Origin of the sequence: Chroogloeocystis siderophila 5.2 s.c.1, from assembly GCF_001904655.1 — a bacterium.
In the GTDB taxonomy this organism is placed as follows: Bacteria; Cyanobacteriota; Cyanobacteriia; order Cyanobacteriales; family Chroococcidiopsidaceae; genus Chroogloeocystis; species Chroogloeocystis siderophila.
The window spans coordinates 17,804-37,232 of the sequence record NZ_MRCC01000018.1 but is presented as its reverse complement, the minus strand read 5'-3'; the positions used below and the strand labels follow the sequence as shown (position 1 = coordinate 37,232).

Genomic DNA, 19,429 nt, shown 5'->3' with positions numbered 1-19,429 from the left:
AAGAATTTACGCAAAAGTATGAAAAAATGAACCACAGAGGACACAAAGCACGCAAAGGATAAGAGTTTCAGCGCGTTCTTGTGTAAGTTTTAGAGTATGTAAGAGGCGATCGCAATGCTTGCAAACTCCTTAGATTTACAACTTACCTTTACTCCTTGTAATCCCCAAGTGCATGGCGCGTTCATCCGGTCATTAACTAGAGAAAATTTTTATTTGGTAGTAAGTCGTACCCTTGGTTGGGATGAAGAACTTCACCAACAAGAACCGCATCCAGAAATGGACACGATGGTGTATGGCAACTGTAAACTCATTGGCTTTTTTCAATTCGAGAAGCAAGCAATTTCTCTATATCCATACTATTCAGCTTGTAGCATCATTTCGCGGTCAGGGAGATGGTACAATGTTGCTACAACACATTGAGAACACATCGCGAGGAAAAAGAACCTACAGCGCATCCAGTTGAGTGTATTTAAAGAAAATCCTGCCCAACGACTATATCAAAGACTAGGTTACAAGCCCATAGCAGCGGATGAGTACCTCATCCGTATGGACAAGTTCTTGGAAGTTAACTAACACGGATATAAGCGATCGCCTGTATTTGAGTCAAAGATAAATAGCTGGTTTACGTCAAGCCCTAGTGATAAGCGATCGCCCAAGCGTAAACGGATTGCGCCCGCCTGTTGAATATTGACTTGCACGCTCGAACTTAGTAGACTCGCACGAATTAAAGTTTCTCTCCCCAACGGTTCTACTACCTTAACTTCAACTGTTAAAGCAATCACCTCTTCGTTTTTTTGTGGTTCGTTAATAAATAAATCTTCTGGACGAATTCCTAAATCTACTGCTTGTCCCTCAACTAAGTGCAAGGCATTGCGAACGTGCACTGAACAAGGAATAATTTGATTTTCGACTACAAAGTTTCCATTTTTGTACTTCGCGGGTAGGATATTCATCGGTGGATTGCCCAAAAAAGTTGCAACCATGCGATTTGCCGGTTGAGCGTAAACGCTTTGGGGTTCTCCAATTTGTTGAATTCTACCTTGATTGAGGACAACAATGCGATCAGCTAAAGTCATTGCTTCAACTTGATCGTGCGTGACATAAACTGTCGTAATGCCCAAATTTTGATGCAACTGTTTTAATTCTGCACGAGTATCGTCGCGTAGCTGCGCATCTAAATTAGACAAAGGTTCATCGAATAAAAATACTTGCGCTTCGCGGGCGATCGCGCGTCCTAGTGCGACGCGTTGCTGTTGTCCCCCGGATAATTGCTTGGGTTTTCGTTCTAAAAGATGTTCGAGGGAAAGCGATCGCGCGACGGTTTCTACCCTTTGGCGAATCACATTCGCGTCAACTTTTCGCATCCGTAAGCCGAAAGCCATGTTTTCTGCTACCGTCATATGCGGGTACAGTGCGTAATTTTGAAATACCATCGCGACATCGCGCTGACGCGCAGGAATAGTGTTGACAAGTACATCCCCAATGTATAAGTTCCCGCTTGTTGCTGTTTCTAGTCCGGCGATTGTCCTTAATATTGTAGACTTACCACATCCTGAGGGTCCGACAAGTACCCAAAATTCTCCATCAGGAACTTCAAACGTAATATCCTCGATTGCAGTGACGTTGTTGAACTTGCGTTTAATATCCTCTAGACGAACTTTCACCATTACACAATCCCTGAACCACAATAAGCTGCATGTCATGTTTTTGGGAACAGAGAAACCCTGTTTTATCTCTAAATTGTAGGTTGGTACAGTGTTTTCTAAGCCCTGCTTCGACACAAAGCCCTTTTTTTGTCGCCGCTACAACTTTCTGAGTTTGAACTTAGTTAATGAACTATCAGAAATCGTCGTTTGCTAAATTTGTACTTACAATTAATAGGCATGGATGTCGTCTGTATTAAGATCCTTGGGTTGAAATTAACTTGTGATGCATTTAAAAAACAACTCAGCGCTTGACAGCATTATCATTAACTCGCAGTTTTTTTTCAAAAATATTCTACTTTGACTTGTAGTCATACAACAAACTGTCACACAGCTTTCAGCGAAGACCTATGCAGTCCAGCTATTTTAACTATGCAATCCTTAAGTTCGTTGAGTTTTTCAGACTATGTACTTACTTTTTTTTTGTGTCATCTTACGCAAGAGTGACCGCTGAGATACTTAAAAATCGCTTTCCTCAATTTTTGAGGAGCGGAGGATGTAGTACCAACTTTGTCAACTAAGCTGCGATTGGTAACAGCAAAAATACTTTGATGTAATTATTTGTATATTATAATACGTTGCACCGTGTATTAAACGGTGATATATTGTCTGTAATTAAAAAAATGTTAACAATAGCGGCAAACGGAGTGTTTTCACAAGTAGTTATGTCCAACCCTCCAACTAAAGCTTCACAATGCCAGCTAAAGTATCTATGTGATTTTTTGGGTAGCACTACTCATAACAGAAGAGATAAGCTCAATAAAAAAATGTTATTGTAGTGCTCATTTCTATTCAACTTGTGCTGATATCAGCATCGGCTATAAATTTACTCCTACTGCAAATCTATAAGTAATGAACTCCAGAATTTCGCAACCATTCCGCAATTTGTTAAGTGCTACAAAATTTTGGCAAGAGAACTACTTTTTAATTAGAGAATTCCGCAATTTTCGGAGTATTGCAGTCTTAGCAATCGTCTTTACTATAGTTGCTGCACTATTTGAAGGCATTGGAGTAGGATTTATTCTGTCGTTTTTGCAAAATCTAACGAATCCAAACGCTCAACCAATTCGCACCGGAATCGAGTGGTTTGATATATGGTTTTTGGGTGTTAATATGCCTGCTTCTGAGCGTGTCTATCGAGTATGTGGCTTAATTTTATTGACAACTCTTTTGCGATCGCTTTTTACTTATTTGGGTCGCCTCTACACGCAAATTGCCCAATTTAAGTTAGTTTATTTCCTGCGCAAGCGAGTATTTGAATTATTTCAATCATTAAGCTTACGGTACTTTGCCAAAACAAGGTCTGGTGGTTTGGTACACAGCATTACGACTGAAATCATGCAGCTAATGCAGGCATTTAATTTCGTATCGGTAATCCTGACAAAATTTACGATATTATTCGTCTACATTATTTCGATGCTCTTGCTGTCTTGGCAACTGACAATTGTTACTGTCCTACTCTTTAGTTTAGTATCCGTAGGCATGACAGCACTTTTGGGGCGCGTACGCGAGGCAAGTTTTGAAAGAACAAGAGCCGCAAAGTGGTATACTTCGATTTCACTCGAATACATTCATGGCATTCGTACAGTGCAAGCTTTTGCAGCGTACAACTTTGAAAGAAAAAGATTTGATGAAGCGAATTCTAACTTTCTCAAAGCTACGACTAAAGCTGTATCAGTTTCATCAGTCATTGAGCCGCTTTCTGAAGGTGTTGCAACAGCAATTTTGGTTGGGATGCTGCTATTAGCATTTTCAGTTTTAATTCCTAGTGGTCAACTGCAAGTATCCTCGCTATTAACTTTTCTGTTTGTACTATTGCGAATTATGCCAGTGCGCCGCCAAATTGATGGTGCCAGAGTACAGCTTAGCAATTGTCAAGGATCGTTCAATAATATTAGAGAATTACTGCAAACGGAAGATAAGCCATTCTTTCATAATGGCAACAAAAAATTTGTGGGGTTGAAGCGCGCAATCGAGTTTGTCAAAGTAGATTTTGGTTACGACGCCGATGAAATTGTCTTACACAACATTAATTTGACAATTGAAAAAGGCAAGATGACAGCGCTTGTTGGAGCATCCGGCGCGGGTAAAAGTACTTTAGCCGATTTGATTCCTCGATTTTACGATCCTACGCATGGTCAAGTGTTAATCGATGGCGTTGATTTGCGAGAATTCAATGTTTACACTATCCGCAACAAATTAGCTGTTGTCAGTCAAGACACTTATATCTTCAACACATCAGTACGTGAGAATATTGCGTATGCCTTAGAAAATGTAGACGACGCAGCCGTTGTTGAAGCAGCAAAGCTAGCTAATGCGCTGGAGTTTATTCAGGAGTTGCCGCAAGGATTTGAAACACAGTTAGGCGATCGCGGCGTTCGTTTATCAGGAGGTCAACGCCAGCGAATTGCGATCGCGCGGGCCCTGCTGCGCAACCCAGAAATTTTAATTCTGGATGAAGCAACAAGTGCCTTAGACTCGGTATCGGAAAGATTGATTCAACAATCACTAGAAAAACTCGCAGTCGGGAGAACCGTGATTGCGATCGCGCACCGTCTATCGACAATTGTTCGTGCAGACAAAGTTGTTGTTTTAGAACAAGGTCGGATCGTTGAACAAGGAGGATATCAGGAGTTACTCGACCAACGTGGTGAACTTTGGAAGTACCATCAAATGCAGCATGAATATAGCCAAGCAGGATGAGTGCAGCGCACTTTAAAAGATATTCCGGACAGTACTATTTAGACTCCAATTCTATTCACGACTACAGCAGTTAATTACATGAGTCTTCATGGGAACACTCAAATAGAACAAAATCAAAGTTCGTCGCAGGTTTCGATTGTTATTCCTACCAAGAACCGCTACTTACTTTTATTAGAAACAATTGAATCAATCCGCAAACAAACTTATGCCAACTGGGAAGCGCTAGTCGTTGACGATGGTTCAACCGACGAAACCGAAGCGCAAATGTTGGCACTATCAAAGCAAGAACCGCGTATCCGCTTTATCAGACGCATTCAAGGTAATGCAGGTGCGCCCGCCTCGCGTAATTTAGGAGTTTCTCACGCGACAGGAGACTATATCATCTTTCTAGATTCGGATGATTGCCTAGCGCCACACTGCTTAGAAAAACGCGTTGCTATTATGGATAATCACCCCGATTTAGACTTTGGGGTATTTGCTTGTCAGGTGTTTTGCGATCGCCCAGGAGATCGCGCCTTGTTGTGGAATCGAGAAACCCAAGACCAAGAAAATGACCTCGATCGTTTTTTATCTTTAGATGTTCCTTGGCAAACAACGAGTCCCATTTGGAAAAAAGAAGCATTACAACGCTTAGGATCGTGGGATGAAAGCCTGATCATTTGGCAAGACTGGGAATTTCATTTACGAGCGTTAGTTAAAGGATTAAAGTACAAACGATTTGCTCAACTCGATTGTTTTTGGCGAATGCCTGTAAAAGAGCGGGATTCCATTGGTAAAAAAGGAATTACGGCGGAATATCTGCTTTCTAACGAACAACTGATCGCGGATGTTTATGCGATGCTTTCCAAAGCACAATTGCTCAATTCGTACCGCCGCTATCTTGTCGCCGGACTTTATTTTTGGCTGGCAACGCAATGGTCAACTTATGTAAAGTCTACGTCTGAAGCTGTCAGAGTTTGGTCGATTTGTCGGGAGAAGAATTTAGTTAACGATCTAGAGTACTGGGAAGGTTTAGTTTATTTCAAAGTGCGGCGTACTCGTTATATACGACGCCTAGCGCGAGAATACCTCAGTTTTCGTTGGCCTGCATATCTCATGCGCCAAAGGCATCCTGCAACATTACAAAATACACCCATGTCTACTCAATTAGCTTAATTAAGCTCAATACTTCACTCTATCTTTCCTGCCTTTTGACCGAGTAATGTATGAAAATTCTCTTTACTATTTCACATTTAATGACCGGAGGTGCGCAAACCTTTGTGATTCGATTAGCAAGTGGTCTAGCTAAAAATCACTCTGTCTATGTTTATAACTGTAATTTCTTCCCAATTACAGATAATTCTTTAGTCGATAGATTTCCTGATACTGTTGAAGTTATTTCATTCTTTCCTCCTTCATCGCGCACGCTACTTAATCGAGCTTTATCAAAAGTAGAGCGCTGGACATCAAAAATCGGTAGAAAAATAAAATTTCGGGAGGATTTACGGAAATTACACTTCAATTATATTCTCAAAAAACTCAATATTGACTTAGTGAATAGTCATCTCTATCACGCCGATAACTTCGTTGTAGAAACTTTAGAAAAAGCATCTATTCCTATTATTGTTACCGATCATGGTGATTATAAATATGTTATAGAACAACAACTGAGCGATCGCAGTAGTACTGAGAAAATTTTTAATCGAATTAACGGAATCGTTGTGCTGTCTGAAGATAATGCTACAGCAATTTCGCGGTATGTAGCAAATCACTTGCCCATAAAAAAAATCTATAACGGTGTAGCACAACCTCAGACGGTTCAATATCCTGTTTCTGGACGAGAGAAACTAAAGATACCAAAAGATGCGCTTGTCTTTGGTATGGTAGCTAGAGGAATTCCTGAAAAAGGCTGGTTGGAGTTAATTCAAGCATTTGAACAAGTGATGCATACAACTCAGCAAGCAGCGCATTTAATTCTTGTCGGTGATAGCGAGTATCTACAAAATTTAAAAGCATCAATCGCTAGCAAAGCCGCTACAGTACACTTTGTCGGCTACTCTTCTGATCCTAATTATTGGATCGAGTGTTTTGATGTTGGGGTGTTACCCACTTATTTTGACGGTGAAAGCCTTCCCTACTCGATTATTGAATATTTGTCTTTTGGGAAACCAGCGATCGCTACTGATATGGGAGGAATCCCTGAAATGATCAAGCACAACGATCAAACAGCAGGCTTTATCATTAATTGCCAAGCGGGTAAAGCCGATGTCTCTTCTCTCGCTGATGCTATGCTGGCATACATTAATAATCCATCGCTCCGTGAAGAACACTCTCAAATTGCCAAACAAGCTTTTGATAAGTTTAATATTGAAAACTGTATTAAGAGCTATGAATTATTTTTTCAAGAAGCATTAAACAAACAGCATTAATTGAAATAATATATCCTCTGACAGCAATGAATATATTACATATCAATCAATCTGATATAAGTGGAGGCGCAGCAATTGCAGGATATCGATTACATCAAGGTTTGCTAGCTCAAGGAATAGATTCTCAACTTTTAGTTAAACAAGCGCAAACAACGAGCGATCGCGTCACTGTTATTCCTGAAAAAAACTATATAGAAAGCTTACTATATCGCCGTATATCTAAACCTTCAGGCTTGAATTATATCCACTTTTTAAATACATTCAATATTCCTAAATATAAAATTTATCAAGATGCTGATATTCTTAACTTTCATAACTTACATACAGGATATTTTAATTATTTAGCAATATCGCGATTGACAAATCACAAACCAGCAGTTTGGACGCTTCATGATATGTGGAGTTTTACGGGACATTGCTCATACAGCTATGACTGCGATCGCTGGAAAACAGGTTGCGGAAAATGCCCATATCCGAATATTTATCCAGAAATTGAAAAAGATAACACTCACGTAGAATGGAAACTGAAAAACTGGGTTTATCGTCAGTCAAATTTAAATATAGTTGCGCCGAGTCGATGGCTGTACGAACAAGCCAAGCAAAGTATCCTCAGCCGCTTTCCGATTCATCATATCCCCTATGGTATCGATACCCAAACCTATCAATCCCGCGATCCCGAACAGTGTAAAGCACACTTAGGAATACCAAAAGGTAAAAAAGTACTGATGTTCGCTGCGGATAGCGTAACTGAACGTCGCAAGGGAGGAGATTTATTAGCGCAAGCATTGCAAAATTTACCGAGTAGCTTAAAAGCTGAAACTGTATTGCTCATCTTTGGTAGTAGTGGTGCTGCAATTGCTCAAACTGTAGGAATGCCAACAATTGACCTGGGCTATCTTACCACTGACGAATCAAAAGTAGCTGCTTATTCAGCTGCTGACTTATTTGTTTTTCCTACGCGCGCAGATAATTTACCATTAACCTTACAAGAGAGTATTGCTTGCGGTACGCCGATGGTTTCCTGCAAAATTGGTGGTGTTCCCGATCTCGTGCGCCCTGGGATTACAGGTTACTTAGCCGAACCCGAAAATGCTCAAGATCTGTGCAAAGGCATAATAGAGCTTTTAGAAGATCGGAACCTGCGGGAACAGATGCGCCAGAATTGTCGGGCGATCGCACTTCAAGAATATCCTCTAGAATTACAAGCTAAGCGTTATGTAGAACTTTATTCGCAACTAACCAAGAGTATATAAGATACGCATCATAAAAATGATAAAAAATACGCGTTGGTCAAATTTTTTTTTAGAGTTAAATTCAGATTATAAACAGGCAATTTTTCTAGCAGGAACTGGAAGAAGTGGAACAACTTGGGTTTCTTCTATAATTAACTACAATAATGATTATCGAGATATTTTTGAACCTTTCCACCCTTACAAAGTTAGTAAGGTTGAGCATTTTAGATACCGACAATACTTAAGACCAGATAATAAACAACAAGAATTTATTCAACCAACAAAAGACATCTTATCCGGCAAAATCAGAAATAGATGGACAGATCAATTTAATCAAAAAAGATTCTGTCATAAACGGATGGTTAAGGATATTCGAGCAAACTTCTTATTAAAATGGCTAAATCATCACTTTCCTGAAGTTCCGATTATTCTATTATTCCGACATCCATGTGCTGTCGTTAACTCAAAACTTCACTTAGGATGGGGCGATCATCTCGACGAGTTATTAGCACAACCCGAATTAGTCGAAGACTTTTTACAGCCGTTTAGACACGAAATTGAAGCATCTAAAACTGATTTTGAAAAGCAGATTTTTCTATGGTGCTTAGAAAATTATGTTCCTTTGCGACAGTTTGCGCCAGGAGAAATTCATCTAGCATTCTACGAAAATTTTTGTAAAGATCCTAAAGTAGAAATTGAAAGCTTATTTAAATTTTTAGGCAAGAAATTTGACGATACGGTCTTTGCAACTCTTAACAAACCTTCGGCTACAAGTAGAAAAGAAAGTGCGATTATTACTATAGGGAATGTAGTAGATAGCTGGAAAAAATATATTACCAACGAACAACTGCAAAGAGCGATGGAGATTCTTAGTCTTTTTGGATTAGACGCGATCTATTCGCAAGATCCTCTACCAAATGCCAAGGGTGCGTATACTTTAATGGCAAAATAATCGTGCAGTATCACTACTAGCTTCAGTGCTTCGTGTCATTTGTTGTATATTGGCAGCTATTATCAATTGCTGCTAAATCATTTCTTGACTATGACATAACATTTCTGGAAACTGCTGAATCGCTTTTGTAGACAAAACTATTCCCTTATTGTTCTAGTTTTGTCTATTTACCTAAAAGAAGATTCTCTTTATTTAGTGTTTAAGTTCTGTTGAAGATAAAGTCCAACTTTTGAAGGAATAATTATATATAACCAATTAGCTATGCTTTAAGTAACGCTGAATAGTGCCCCTATTTTATCAATGAAAGTTTATAAGTTGTTATCATTATGTCGTTTATCGCTGCAAGTTCCACTGGCTAGCTTACTCTTAGGAATGGGCATGTTTACGAGTGAGGTGACATCAGGAACATACTTGGCGATCGCCACTTTATCGCCAAATCATTCTCTCACTAAAGTGTTAGACAAAGATACCTTTCAAGCTTTACGCGGAAAATTACCACAAAAAGACGGCGTGTATTTGTATGGTAGAGCACCGCAGCCACAACAACTAGGGCAAGAATATATGGTGTTTGAATTACACCAAGGTAAGGTGACAGGGGCATTTTATTTACCTTACTCAGAATTTAGTTGCTTCGCTGGTAATATCGATTCGGGTGAACTAGCGCTGATGGTTGCGAATGCGCCCAGCGTCGAAGAAGAATCTGTAACACCGCACAGCCCACAACAAATCGCCGCCGCAGGAAATAAACCGCAAATAGGGGAAGAAGTGAATGCGATCGCCTACCCGTATGCCGTCGCTTTGCAAGAATACTACCAACTTCCTGAAGTTAGTGACAGCGATCACCAAATATTACAAGCTTGTAAAAATCACTATCCAAACTAACTATTACTAAAGACACAGCTCATAATTAAAATTCAATTCCTGGTTGTGCTTTTACGCCTTGTTCGCGAAACGGATGCTTGACTAAAGTCATTTCAGTTACTAAGTCTGCACATTCAATTAAAGCTGCGGGTGCGCCCCTTCCTGTCAAAATAACGTGTGAATTGCTTGATTTTTGCGCTATCCCAGCTAAAACTTTATCAACGTTTAAAAAACCTAATTTGATGGCGACATTGACTTCATCTAACAGTACTAATCTAAAGTCAGGATTACGAATGTAGTTTAACGCCGTTTCCCAAGCTTCATTAGCTTTTTGGATATCGCGATCGCGGTTTTGCGTTTCCCAGGTAAATCCTTCACCCATTGCATGAAACGTTAGTTGATCTTTCCAATGACTGAGAACTGCTTTTTCGGCGGGTTCCCAAGCGCCTTTGATAAACTGAATAACAGCTACTTTATATCCATGACCCAGCGATCGCAATACCATTCCAAGCGCTGCGGTCGTTTTTCCCTTACCATTACCAGTGTTAACAATAATTAAGCCTTTCTCTTGTGATGCTTGCGCGACACGCTTTTGTTGTACTTCTTTACGCCGCTGCATTTTGTGCTGATACTGTTCTTCTGTCAGTGATGAAGCCGTTGCTTCTTGATTCAAGTGTTCCGCTTCTATATCTGGATTTAAGTTTGTGGGAGTGTTTGCTGTCATTGGTTAAATAATTGCATTTATAACTTATTGTTAATTTCATTAATAATAAAGATATCATAACTACTGAACTTCGATAACGCAAACTATCATTATTTATATTTAATTTTACTTTTTATTATAACTGGGAAAACAATTTATACTAAGCGTGTATCTTTTTAATTTACTAAACAGATTTTGTTATATTTTTAAATATCAATCTCATCATAACAAAAGAGTGTTGAAGTTCATTTTTTATGAGTGTAAATAGTACGATTAAACATTTTTTATAGTAAAAAAATAATATGAGTCAACGAATCAACCTCGTTATCGGCGATATTACGCAACAAAATGTCGATGCGATTGTCAACGCTGCCAACACTCGCTGTTAGGTGGCGGTGGTGTAGACGGGGCAATTCACCGCGCTGCGGGACCTGAATTACTCAAAGAATGTGGTCAACTTCAAGGTTGTGCAACAGGAGAAGCAAAAATTACCAAAGGCTACAATCTTCCAGCCAAATGGGTGATTCACACTGTAGGTTCCGTGTGGCGGGGCGGACGTCAAGGCGAAGATGAACTACTTGCGCGATGTTACCGTAGTAGCTTGGCACTCACTTTAGAATATCAAACTCAAACAATTGCGTTTCCCGCAATTAGCACGGGAGTTTATAGATTTCCTGTAGATCGCGCTTTCCGAATCGCAATGAGTGAGATTCAGCAATTGCTCACCGAGAATTAGACTCTTGAACAAGTGATTTTAGTTTGCTTTAGTCAAGATGCAGGCGATCGCTACCTAAGTGCCCTCCAACAAATTGCCAAAACCTAGCTACATTAGATCGGGGCGATCCATCAATAGGAGTGAATTCATGGCAATACCTAGCAAAAAAATTGCACCAGTACCAATAGCATCGGATATCGGTGTCGTGGAATTAATTGATAACTACTTCACCGCATACAATTCAGCACGACTACGCGAAATTTGTCAATTACTCAGCCGCGAAGTGCTGCGCGAAGGAGTCACAGTAGGCATGAGTATATCAGGCGCGATGACTCCCGCAGGTTTTGGCGTTTCAGCACTTGCACCACTCATTCGTCATGGTTTTATTGACTGGATTATTAGTACAGGCGCTAATCTCTACCACGATCTGCATTACGGCTTGGGCATGAAGCTATATAGCAGTAGTCCCTTTTTAGATGATGTCAAACTCCGCGAGCAAGGAACAATCCGCATCTATGATATTATTTTTGGTTATGATGTCCTGCTCGAAACCGACGCTTTCATCCGCAAAATTCTCCAAGCCGAACCGTTTCAAAAACGTATGGGAACCGCTGAGTTCCACAACTTGCTAGGTAAATACGTCCGAGAAATCGAAAAACAAGTTGGCGTGCAGCATTCCTGTTTATTAGCAACAGCTTACGAATGTGGCGTTCCGATCTACACATCTTCTCCTGGCGATAGTTCGATTGGTATGAACGTCGCAGCATTGTCTTTATCAGGCTCTAAAATGGTAATCGATCCATCCATCGATGTCAATGAAACTGCGGCGATCGCCTACTGCGCGCGCGAATCTGGTAATCCTGATGTCGAAGGAAAAAGCGCTGCTGTGATTATTGGTGGTGGTAGCCCGAAAAACTTCCTGTTGCAAACGCAACCGCAACTTCATGAAGTCTTAGGTTTAGAAGAACGCGGACACGACTATTTTATTCAAGTTACTGATGCGCGCCCTGATACCGGTGGACTTTCCGGCGCAACTCCGAGTGAAGCCGTTAGCTGGGGTAAAGTTGACCCTGAGGAGTTACCAAGTACGCTCGTTTGCTATACTGACAGTACGATCGCCTTACCTATCATCACCGCCTACGTGATGAATCAATGTCAGCCCCGTCCATTGAAGCGCTTGTACGACCGCCGCGAGGAAATGTATAGTAAACTCCAGCACGATTATCAGCAAGCACAATTAGTCGGAGCGAATCGTAATGACTAGTAAATAACGAATGATTCAAGTAGGTATTAGCCCAGCTTGCTTGCCAAGGATAAAAAGACTGCAGGATAATATTTAATGTGCTGAAGTTAGCGCAGTACTCTTCTTGCTTTCAAGGAGTAGCCGAGTTATGCTGCTCCTACTTTGTTCATATATCAGTTTAGTTTGGTTGATAACAGAGTATTTAACTGAACTATATTGTCATTTTTTCTGTAGCAACTGTTAGGAAAAGCATACTTAAATGTGCGTTCATCTATGAATTAATAACTAGATTCTAACGCTTACGATTGCCAAATGATTAGGAAATGCTTAGAGTTCCTGACTTTCTGCAGAAATTATATCAAGAAGATATCTCAATAATATGTCAACCGTGTTTTTTTACCATTCTTAAGATAAACAAAACATAAATAATGAACAAGTCTATATATTATTAATCATATTTATGTTTTTTTATGTTGAATCATCCCAAGTATTGTAGAGATAAAGCTAGAGAAGATTTACCAAAAATGATTGCTTCAGGTGCAGTTTCAGGTACTGTACCTGTTCCAGGTGCTTTTACAGCAGGAACAACCGTTGTTCAATTGTATGTAGTGAAACGCCTTGCTGAAATATATGGAGTTAATGTTGAAGAAATGTCTGGAGGTATTAAAGCAATTGCCACAGCTATTACTGCGTTAGGCATCGGCAGCACAGTCGGTAAGGTTGCTGGAGAAGTTGCAAGTTTTGTTCCTGTAGTAGGTTGGCTAGCAAAACCTGCAATTGGCGCAGCAACAACTAAAGCATTTGGAGAGGCTACTATTGCTTATTTCGAGAACATTTATCCAGATAGAGTTTACATCCCCAAAGATGTAGAGCAAGGCATAGAAGTCCCTCTCTTACGTGCTAATGGTGTTATCCTGACTCCTACAGCACTTTAAAATTGGCTTATGATAGATAATTTTTAGTTTTCAAAGATAAGTCAATCGAAACAAACAAAAGTTGAGTTTACAAGTAGTTACTCACCTAAAGAAAAAGGTGAACGTACTGCCCACCTTGTATAATCTCTATTAAACCATTTGTGCTACGTGGTACGGACTTGTTAATCGATCGAGTTGTTGTACTAACAAACTGAGGAATAAGCCGACATCGGTAACGACACCAACTGATTCTACGGAACCGCGATCGCTTAACTTTGTCACCACCGCCGGATTAATATCAACACACACCATCTTCACACCTGCGGGTGTCATATTACCGACACCAATCGAATGCAGCATTGAAGACAGCATCAAAATCATATCTGCGCCTTCTAGTAATTGCGCGTATTCTTGCTGTGCTTTAATTAAGTCCATCTGTGTATCTGGTAATGGTCCATCATCGCGGATAGAACCTGCAAGCGAAAATGGTACACCTGCACGAACGCACTCGTACATCACACCACTTTGCAGCACACCTTGCTCAACAGCCTTTGCAATACTACCATAGCGACGGATGGTGTTAATTACCTTCAAATGATGGCGGTGTCCGCCGCGCACTGCAACTCCGCGTTGCATATCAACACCCAACGACGTCCCCATCATGTTTTGTTCCATGTCGTGGACAGCGATCGCATTGCCACCGAGTAATGCTTGCACATAACCTTCACGAATCAATCTTGAAAGATGTTCGCCACCACCTGTATGAATCACCACAGGACCCGCTGTGACAACAACCTTACCACCTTGGTCGCGGATTTTCCGCAGTTCCCACGCGACTTGTTCAACAACTAATTCTACGCGACGTTCGCTAGAAACACCTGCTGACATAAAGCTGAATTCTTGGGCGTTGCGTTGTTCGCGTGATTCAGCTTTGCGAATTGTACGGATACCTTGAACATCAACAACAACATGTTCGCCTACTTCTAGGTCACGTAGCAGTTTACACCTTGCCCAAATACCATCAGCCGTTTGCTTGATTGCGATCGCGCCATCCATCCGCTGATTTTGCACGCGTACCCACTCACCATTAATCCGTACTTCGGTGGGGTAAATTGTAGTGACATAAAAGTCGTCGGGTGCAACTCCTGCTTGCAAGACAGGCTCTAATTTAGCATCGCGTTCATCTTGTGGTAAATCGACTGCACCCAAGTCAATCAGTTGCGATATGATACTTTCCATCACATCGTGCGAAGGTGCAGAAACTTTTACTTCGGCGGTTGAGGTACTTTGTCGTTGTTCTCCTAGATTAAACTTGAGAACTTGGAAGCTACCGCTATTTTCGACAATCAAATCTAACGCGCGGTTGATTAAACCTGTATCGAGTAAGTGTCCTTCCAAACGAATTGTACGGCTTTCAACAGAAACATTCGCCGTTACCTCAGTGCGTACTGGTTCAGTGACTCGCAATGTTAAGCATTTAGCTGCACCACCTGCTTTGAGAAATTCGGTTAATGGTGTTTCAATTACTTGAAATCCGACTTTGGCGAGGCGTTGTTTGAGATTGTCACTCGCCTTATTCATAATCACAACCGAGTCGATATTGACCGCATTACACGCAAAATTCACGGCATCGGCTTCAGCGATCGCTATTCGCTTTTCGGGTGCAACGCGCATTTCAATCATCCGGTTAGAATACGAATCAAACGCGGGTGGATAGTATAGCAGATAACCACCCGAAAGCGGACAAAAACACGTATCTAAGTGATAAAAGCGTTCATCCATCAACCGCAATGATATCACTTCGATGTCGAGCCATTTGGCAATATAAGGATGCGAATCAAGTTCCGAACGGAAGCCGTAACCCGCCCACAGCCAACGACCTTCGCGATCTAGTAGTGCATCTCCCGCGCCTTCAAATGGCAAATCTTTCGGCAATTCATACACTGTGTAACCTTGTGACTCAAACCACGCTTTGAAGTATGGTTCCTCGCCTTGTCGTTCTTTGTGGTAGAAACGACTGAGAACGACATTATCTCCCAACACGAGTCCTGCATTAGCGGTAAACACCATATCAGGTACACCTTTTTGGGGTTGTACGAGGTCTACAATTGCATGGTCTTTGATAATATGATGCAGCTTTTGCCACTGATCGACCGCGCGATCGCGTGAAGACTTATGGATATTTCCTTCCATCCAAGGATTAATGACATAGTCTACGTCATAGTGGTCAGGAGGACACATGAGGAAGCGGATCGAAGAAGTCATAAAGTAATGTCAGTGTGAATAAAATCCCAAGCTTCTATTGGATACAGATTTTTGCTGCCCCAATTCTGTAGAACTCGCTACGATTTTGCCTCGCATACAACACCAAGGCTAGATTACCATTTTATACCCAGGGCAACTTGATATAACATTAGTGACTAGTAACTAGCGATGAGAAGTAATACCCTGCAACCAATACCAAAATGCCAGTAATAGGCAAAGAACCAACCACCAGCACGGTCGATTGCAGGGATGGTTTATCGCAGTCAATCATACGGTTAGTGCATCGCGATCAATCTCAGGGTTTGGCATGGCCAAACCCTGACACGATATATGATCGTCGCATCACATCGGTTTAAGAAATCGTCAGCGTGATATCAGCATCCACCAACAGTGTCGCCACGCCAGAAGTGAATTGATTGTAGGCAATGCCGTTGAGTATCGTTGAACCACCACTCAGCCATCCTTGAGTAGTTGAGCGCAATGAATCGCCCACATTACCATTCACAATCAAAAGATTGGTTGTATCTGATAAGTTGAGCAAATCCAAGCGTGTCAGAATCAGACTGTTGTTGCCTGTACCTGCGAGATCGATAATTTCAATATCTCGAATTTGATTGTTGCGTAGCGCTGTCAAATCGATTGTGATCACCGCTAGTATTCTACTGTGAGAGTATCCGTACCGCTACTGCCATCGAGACGGCGATCAATTACTCCAAAGCTGAGCGTATCATCTCCTGCACCACCGTTGAGTGAATCATTACCGGCTTGACCTTGCAAAACATTTCTTTTTGAATTACCAACAATTCTATTGTTCAGACCGTTACCTGTAATCCGGAAATTACCACTGCTGTATTGAGGCTCAGCCAAGGTCAGATTTTCTAAATTGTTCCCTAAAGTATAGCTACGGTGAGCAATAACCGGATCAATGCCACCGTTAACTGTTTCATTAATTACATCTCTTGATTCAGCAATGATGTAAGTATCATTGCCATCACCGCCGTATAAGATATCTGAACTGAAATCGCCGCCGTCGTAAGGGTCATCATCACCGAAAATAGCAGATACTGCACTGCTGCTGAGTATGTCACTTCCATCGCCTCCATTCAGGTTATCATTCCCCACTGCGCCGCGTAGCACATTTTTATTGTTATTGCCTGTGATAACGTTATTTAAGCTATTACCTGTGCCATTAATTGCCGCATTTCCTGTCAGGATTAGCTGCTCTAAATTATTACCTAAAGTATAGTTTCTCGAAGCGAAAACGGTATCTATTCCACTATTTATGGCTTCGTTGATTATGTCATTTGTATTATCAATTTCATAGTATCATTACCCGCCCCACCATCAAGTGTATCAATACCTAATTCACCATTGAGCGAATCATTTCCTGCACCTGCATTCAGAACATCGTTACTACCGCGACCTAACAATAAGTCATTTCCCGCAAAACCAAAGAGAGTGTCTGCAAATTGTGTTCCGGTTAAAGTAAAGTATCATTACCAAAAGTTCCCTTGATGACTGCCATTACTTTTGTTGAACGATTGTAAGTAGCAGCAATTAATTCAAGTGGCCATGACGCAAGTTGAAAACAATGCTGATTGCGCTAAAAATATAGACACAGAAATTAACATAAAGGTGCGATCGCACGCTCTGAGTCTGCTAAGTTAGTTAAGCTGGTTAACATAATTGTGCTGCTTGGCCTTGGCACAGGTAAATTTAAGTTATTCGCACTTTAGTAGGCAGGATTAATCGCAGAAAAGCTATGGCACTCATTGTCCAGAAATATGGTGGTACCTCGGTTGGTTCAGCAGAACGCATTATTGCAGTTGCTCAGCGCGTGATGCAAACCGTGAAAGCAGGAAACTCACTTGTTGTTGTTGTTTCCGCAATGGGTAAAACTACCGATGGACTAGTCAAATTAGCTAATGCAATTTCTTCTAATCCGTGTCGCCGCGAAATGGATATGTTGCTTTCGACAGGAGAACAAGTATCCATCGCACTACTAAGTATGGCATTACAAGAATTAGGACAACCTGCGATTTCACTAACTGGCGCACAAGTAGGAATTGTCACTGAAGCCGAACATACCCGCGCGCGCATTCTCAATATTAGTTCAGAACGTATTGAGCGACATCTCAAAGATGGCAAAGTTGTTGTTGTCGCCGGATTTCAAGGTATTAGTAGTACCACAGATTGGGAAATTACAACGCTAGGGCGTGGTGGTTCGGATACTTCTGCGGTTGCTTTAGCCGCTGCACTCAAAGCAAATTGCTGTGAAATCTATACTGATGTACCAGGGATTTTAACAACAGATCCGCGCATCGTACCCGAAGCGCAGCTGATGAGCGAAATCACCTGCGATGAAATGTTAGAACTCGCGAGTTTGGGTGCAAAAGTACTACACCCGCGTGCAGTGGAAATTGCGCGAAATTATGGTGTAGAGTTAGTCGTACGTTCGAGTTGGACAGACGATCCTGGAACCAGAGTTGTTTCTCCTCCACCACAACCGCGATCGCTTGTTGGTTTAGAAATCACCAAACCAGTAGATGGCGTAGAATACGACACCGATCAAGCAAAAGTTGCTTTACTACGCGTTCCCGATCGCCCTGGTGTTGCGGCGCGCTTGTTTGGAGAAATTGCGCGGCAACATTTAAATGTCGATTTAATTATTCAATCGATTCACGAAGGTAACACGAACGATATTGCATTTACTGTAACAACACCGATTCTCAAACGCGCGGAAGCTGTCGCACAAGCGATCGCCCCTGTACTGCGATCACACAATAACGCCCAAGAAGAAGCGGAAGTGATGGTACAGCAACAAATTGCCAAAGTAAGCATTGTCGGTGCTGGAATGATTGGGCGTCCTGGTGTCGCCGCCCAAATGTTTGCGACGCTTTCCGATGCCAGAATCAATATTCAAATGATTTCTACTTCCGAAGTCAAGGTGAGTTGCGTTATTGATGCAGAAGATTGCGATCGCGCGATTGATGTTTTATGCAAAGCTTTTGAAATTGATCGCGTTCACAAGTCAGAATCACAATCAGTAATTTCCAATTCAATATCACCACCTGTTCGAGGTGTTGCGTTAGACCTCAAGCAAGCCCAACTTGCCATTCGTCAAGTAGCTGATCGCCCAGGAACCGCCGCGAAGTTATTTGGACTTTTAGCAGAGCGTAATATCAGCGTTGATATGATTATTCAATCACAGCGCTGTCGTGTCATTGACGGCATACCCAAGCGCGATATTGCTTTTACTGTGGCACAAATTGATGCGGAAGAAGCACGTCAAGTGTTAGAAGCCGCAGCTAGCAAGTTTGGTTGGGGTGAAGTTGTTGTTGATAGTGCGATCGCCAAAGTCAGTGTTGTTGGTGCAGGAATGGTTGGACAACCAGGCGTCGCTGCCAGGATGTTTGAAGCACTTGCGCAACACCAAATTAACATTCAGATGATTACTACCTCTGAAATTAAAATTAGCTGTGTTGTTGCCCAAGAACAAGGCACTACTGCGTTAAAAGCAATTCATGCAGCTTTTGAACTAGGAAGCAATCAGCAAATTGAAGTTCCCGCTTAGCAATAACTCTCTAGCAACAAGACTCAGTGAATAAATTCGCCGCTAAATAAACAAAGTTCACCTCAGTGAACTTCAAACATAACTTACCCTTCATATTTCTTACCAACAGTGTGCGGAGGCACACTTGACTTGGATAACCCCGACTTCAGTCGCAGG

General features: G+C 41.5%; 17 protein-coding genes. 11 read left to right on the top strand and 6 right to left on the bottom strand.

All coding sequences use genetic code 11. The features are described 5' to 3' along the window. Positions 1–114: 114 nt before the first annotated feature. Positions 115–420, top strand: coding sequence for a hypothetical protein (locus tag NIES1031_RS19105; protein WP_073551069.1), 306 nt, complete (start codon positions 115–117; stop codon positions 418–420). A gap of 149 nt (positions 421–569) precedes the next feature. Here the strand turns inward: NIES1031_RS19105 and NIES1031_RS19100 are convergent, their stop codons facing one another. Beyond that, positions 570–1,667 (bottom strand): ABC transporter ATP-binding protein, encoded by a 1,098-nt coding sequence (locus NIES1031_RS19100; protein ID WP_073551068.1) that lies wholly within the window; start codon positions 1,665–1,667, stop codon positions 570–572. A gap of 888 nt (positions 1,668–2,555) precedes the next feature. Here NIES1031_RS19100 and hepA point away from each other — a divergent pair. The 6 genes from hepA (at position 2,556) to NIES1031_RS19070 (ending at position 9,880) form a co-directional block, all read left to right on the top strand. Further along, a complete protein-coding gene (gene hepA, locus NIES1031_RS19095) occupies positions 2,556–4,406 on the top strand; it encodes a heterocyst formation ABC transporter subunit HepA (RefSeq protein ID WP_073551067.1) in 1,851 nt (616 codons plus the stop codon). A 78-nt stretch (positions 4,407–4,484) separates the two neighbouring features. Beyond that, positions 4,485–5,561 (top strand): glycosyltransferase family 2 protein, encoded by a 1,077-nt coding sequence (locus NIES1031_RS19090; protein ID WP_073551066.1) that lies wholly within the window; start codon positions 4,485–4,487, stop codon positions 5,559–5,561. A 50-nt stretch (positions 5,562–5,611) separates the two neighbouring features. Further along, positions 5,612–6,814 (top strand): glycosyltransferase family 4 protein, encoded by a 1,203-nt coding sequence (locus NIES1031_RS19085; RefSeq protein ID WP_073551065.1) that lies wholly within the window; start codon positions 5,612–5,614, stop codon positions 6,812–6,814. A gap of 26 nt (positions 6,815–6,840) precedes the next feature. Beyond that, positions 6,841–8,067: a glycosyltransferase family 4 protein gene (locus tag NIES1031_RS19080; protein ID WP_073551064.1), complete on the top strand. Its 1,227-nt coding sequence runs from the start codon at positions 6,841–6,843 to the stop codon at positions 8,065–8,067. Positions 8,068–8,083: 16 nt separating this feature from the next. Beyond that, on the top strand, positions 8,084–8,998 hold the full coding sequence (locus NIES1031_RS19075) for a sulfotransferase (RefSeq protein ID WP_073551063.1): 915 nt from the start codon (positions 8,084–8,086) through the stop codon (positions 8,996–8,998). 300 nt (positions 8,999–9,298) lie between these two features. Continuing rightward, on the top strand, positions 9,299–9,880 hold the full coding sequence (locus NIES1031_RS19070) for a hypothetical protein (protein ID WP_084544402.1): 582 nt from the start codon (positions 9,299–9,301) through the stop codon (positions 9,878–9,880). A gap of 25 nt (positions 9,881–9,905) precedes the next feature. Here NIES1031_RS19070 and cobO read toward each other — a convergent pair whose 3' ends face one another. Further along, positions 9,906–10,583, bottom strand: coding sequence for a cob(I)yrinic acid a,c-diamide adenosyltransferase (cobO, locus tag NIES1031_RS19065; protein ID WP_073551062.1), 678 nt, complete (start codon positions 10,581–10,583; stop codon positions 9,906–9,908). Between the two features lie 361 nt (positions 10,584–10,944). Between cobO and NIES1031_RS25810 the strand changes: the two genes are divergently transcribed. From NIES1031_RS25810 to NIES1031_RS19050, 3 genes are all read left to right on the top strand, one after another. Then, the gene (locus tag NIES1031_RS25810; RefSeq protein WP_330219976.1) at positions 10,945–11,298 is read left to right on the top strand and encodes a macro domain-containing protein; all 354 of its coding nucleotides are present in this window, start codon (positions 10,945–10,947) and stop codon (positions 11,296–11,298) included. Positions 11,299–11,425: 127 nt separating this feature from the next. After that, the gene (locus tag NIES1031_RS19055) at positions 11,426–12,541 is read left to right on the top strand and encodes a homospermidine biosynthesis protein (protein ID WP_073551061.1); all 1,116 of its coding nucleotides are present in this window, start codon (positions 11,426–11,428) and stop codon (positions 12,539–12,541) included. 449 nt (positions 12,542–12,990) lie between these two features. Then, the gene (locus tag NIES1031_RS19050) at positions 12,991–13,455 is read left to right on the top strand and encodes a hypothetical protein (RefSeq protein ID WP_073551060.1); all 465 of its coding nucleotides are present in this window, start codon (positions 12,991–12,993) and stop codon (positions 13,453–13,455) included. A gap of 129 nt (positions 13,456–13,584) precedes the next feature. On the opposite strand, the gene argZ is transcribed toward NIES1031_RS19050, so the two are convergent. The 4 genes from argZ to NIES1031_RS25805 form a co-directional block, all read right to left on the bottom strand. After that, entirely contained in the window at positions 13,585–15,699 is a 2,115-nt protein-coding gene (argZ, locus tag NIES1031_RS19045; protein WP_073551059.1) for a bifunctional arginine dihydrolase/ornithine cyclodeaminase, read from the bottom strand. A 352-nt stretch (positions 15,700–16,051) separates the two neighbouring features. After that, positions 16,052–16,348 (bottom strand): hypothetical protein, encoded by a 297-nt coding sequence (locus tag NIES1031_RS19040; RefSeq protein ID WP_073551058.1) that lies wholly within the window; start codon positions 16,346–16,348, stop codon positions 16,052–16,054. 2 nt (positions 16,349–16,350) lie between these two features. Beyond that, positions 16,351–16,836 carry a calcium-binding protein gene (locus NIES1031_RS19035; RefSeq protein WP_073551057.1) on the bottom strand — a complete coding sequence of 162 codons (486 nt, stop codon included), beginning with the start codon at positions 16,834–16,836 and terminating at the stop codon, positions 16,351–16,353. Positions 16,837–16,994: 158 nt separating this feature from the next. Beyond that, positions 16,995–17,129 (bottom strand): hypothetical protein, encoded by a 135-nt coding sequence (locus NIES1031_RS25805; protein ID WP_084544401.1) that lies wholly within the window; start codon positions 17,127–17,129, stop codon positions 16,995–16,997. A gap of 332 nt (positions 17,130–17,461) precedes the next feature. Between NIES1031_RS25805 and NIES1031_RS19020 the strand changes: the two genes are divergently transcribed. Further along, positions 17,462–19,273 carry an aspartate kinase gene (locus NIES1031_RS19020; protein ID WP_073551056.1) on the top strand — a complete coding sequence of 604 codons (1,812 nt, stop codon included), beginning with the start codon at positions 17,462–17,464 and terminating at the stop codon, positions 19,271–19,273. Positions 19,274–19,429 lie beyond the last annotated feature (156 nt).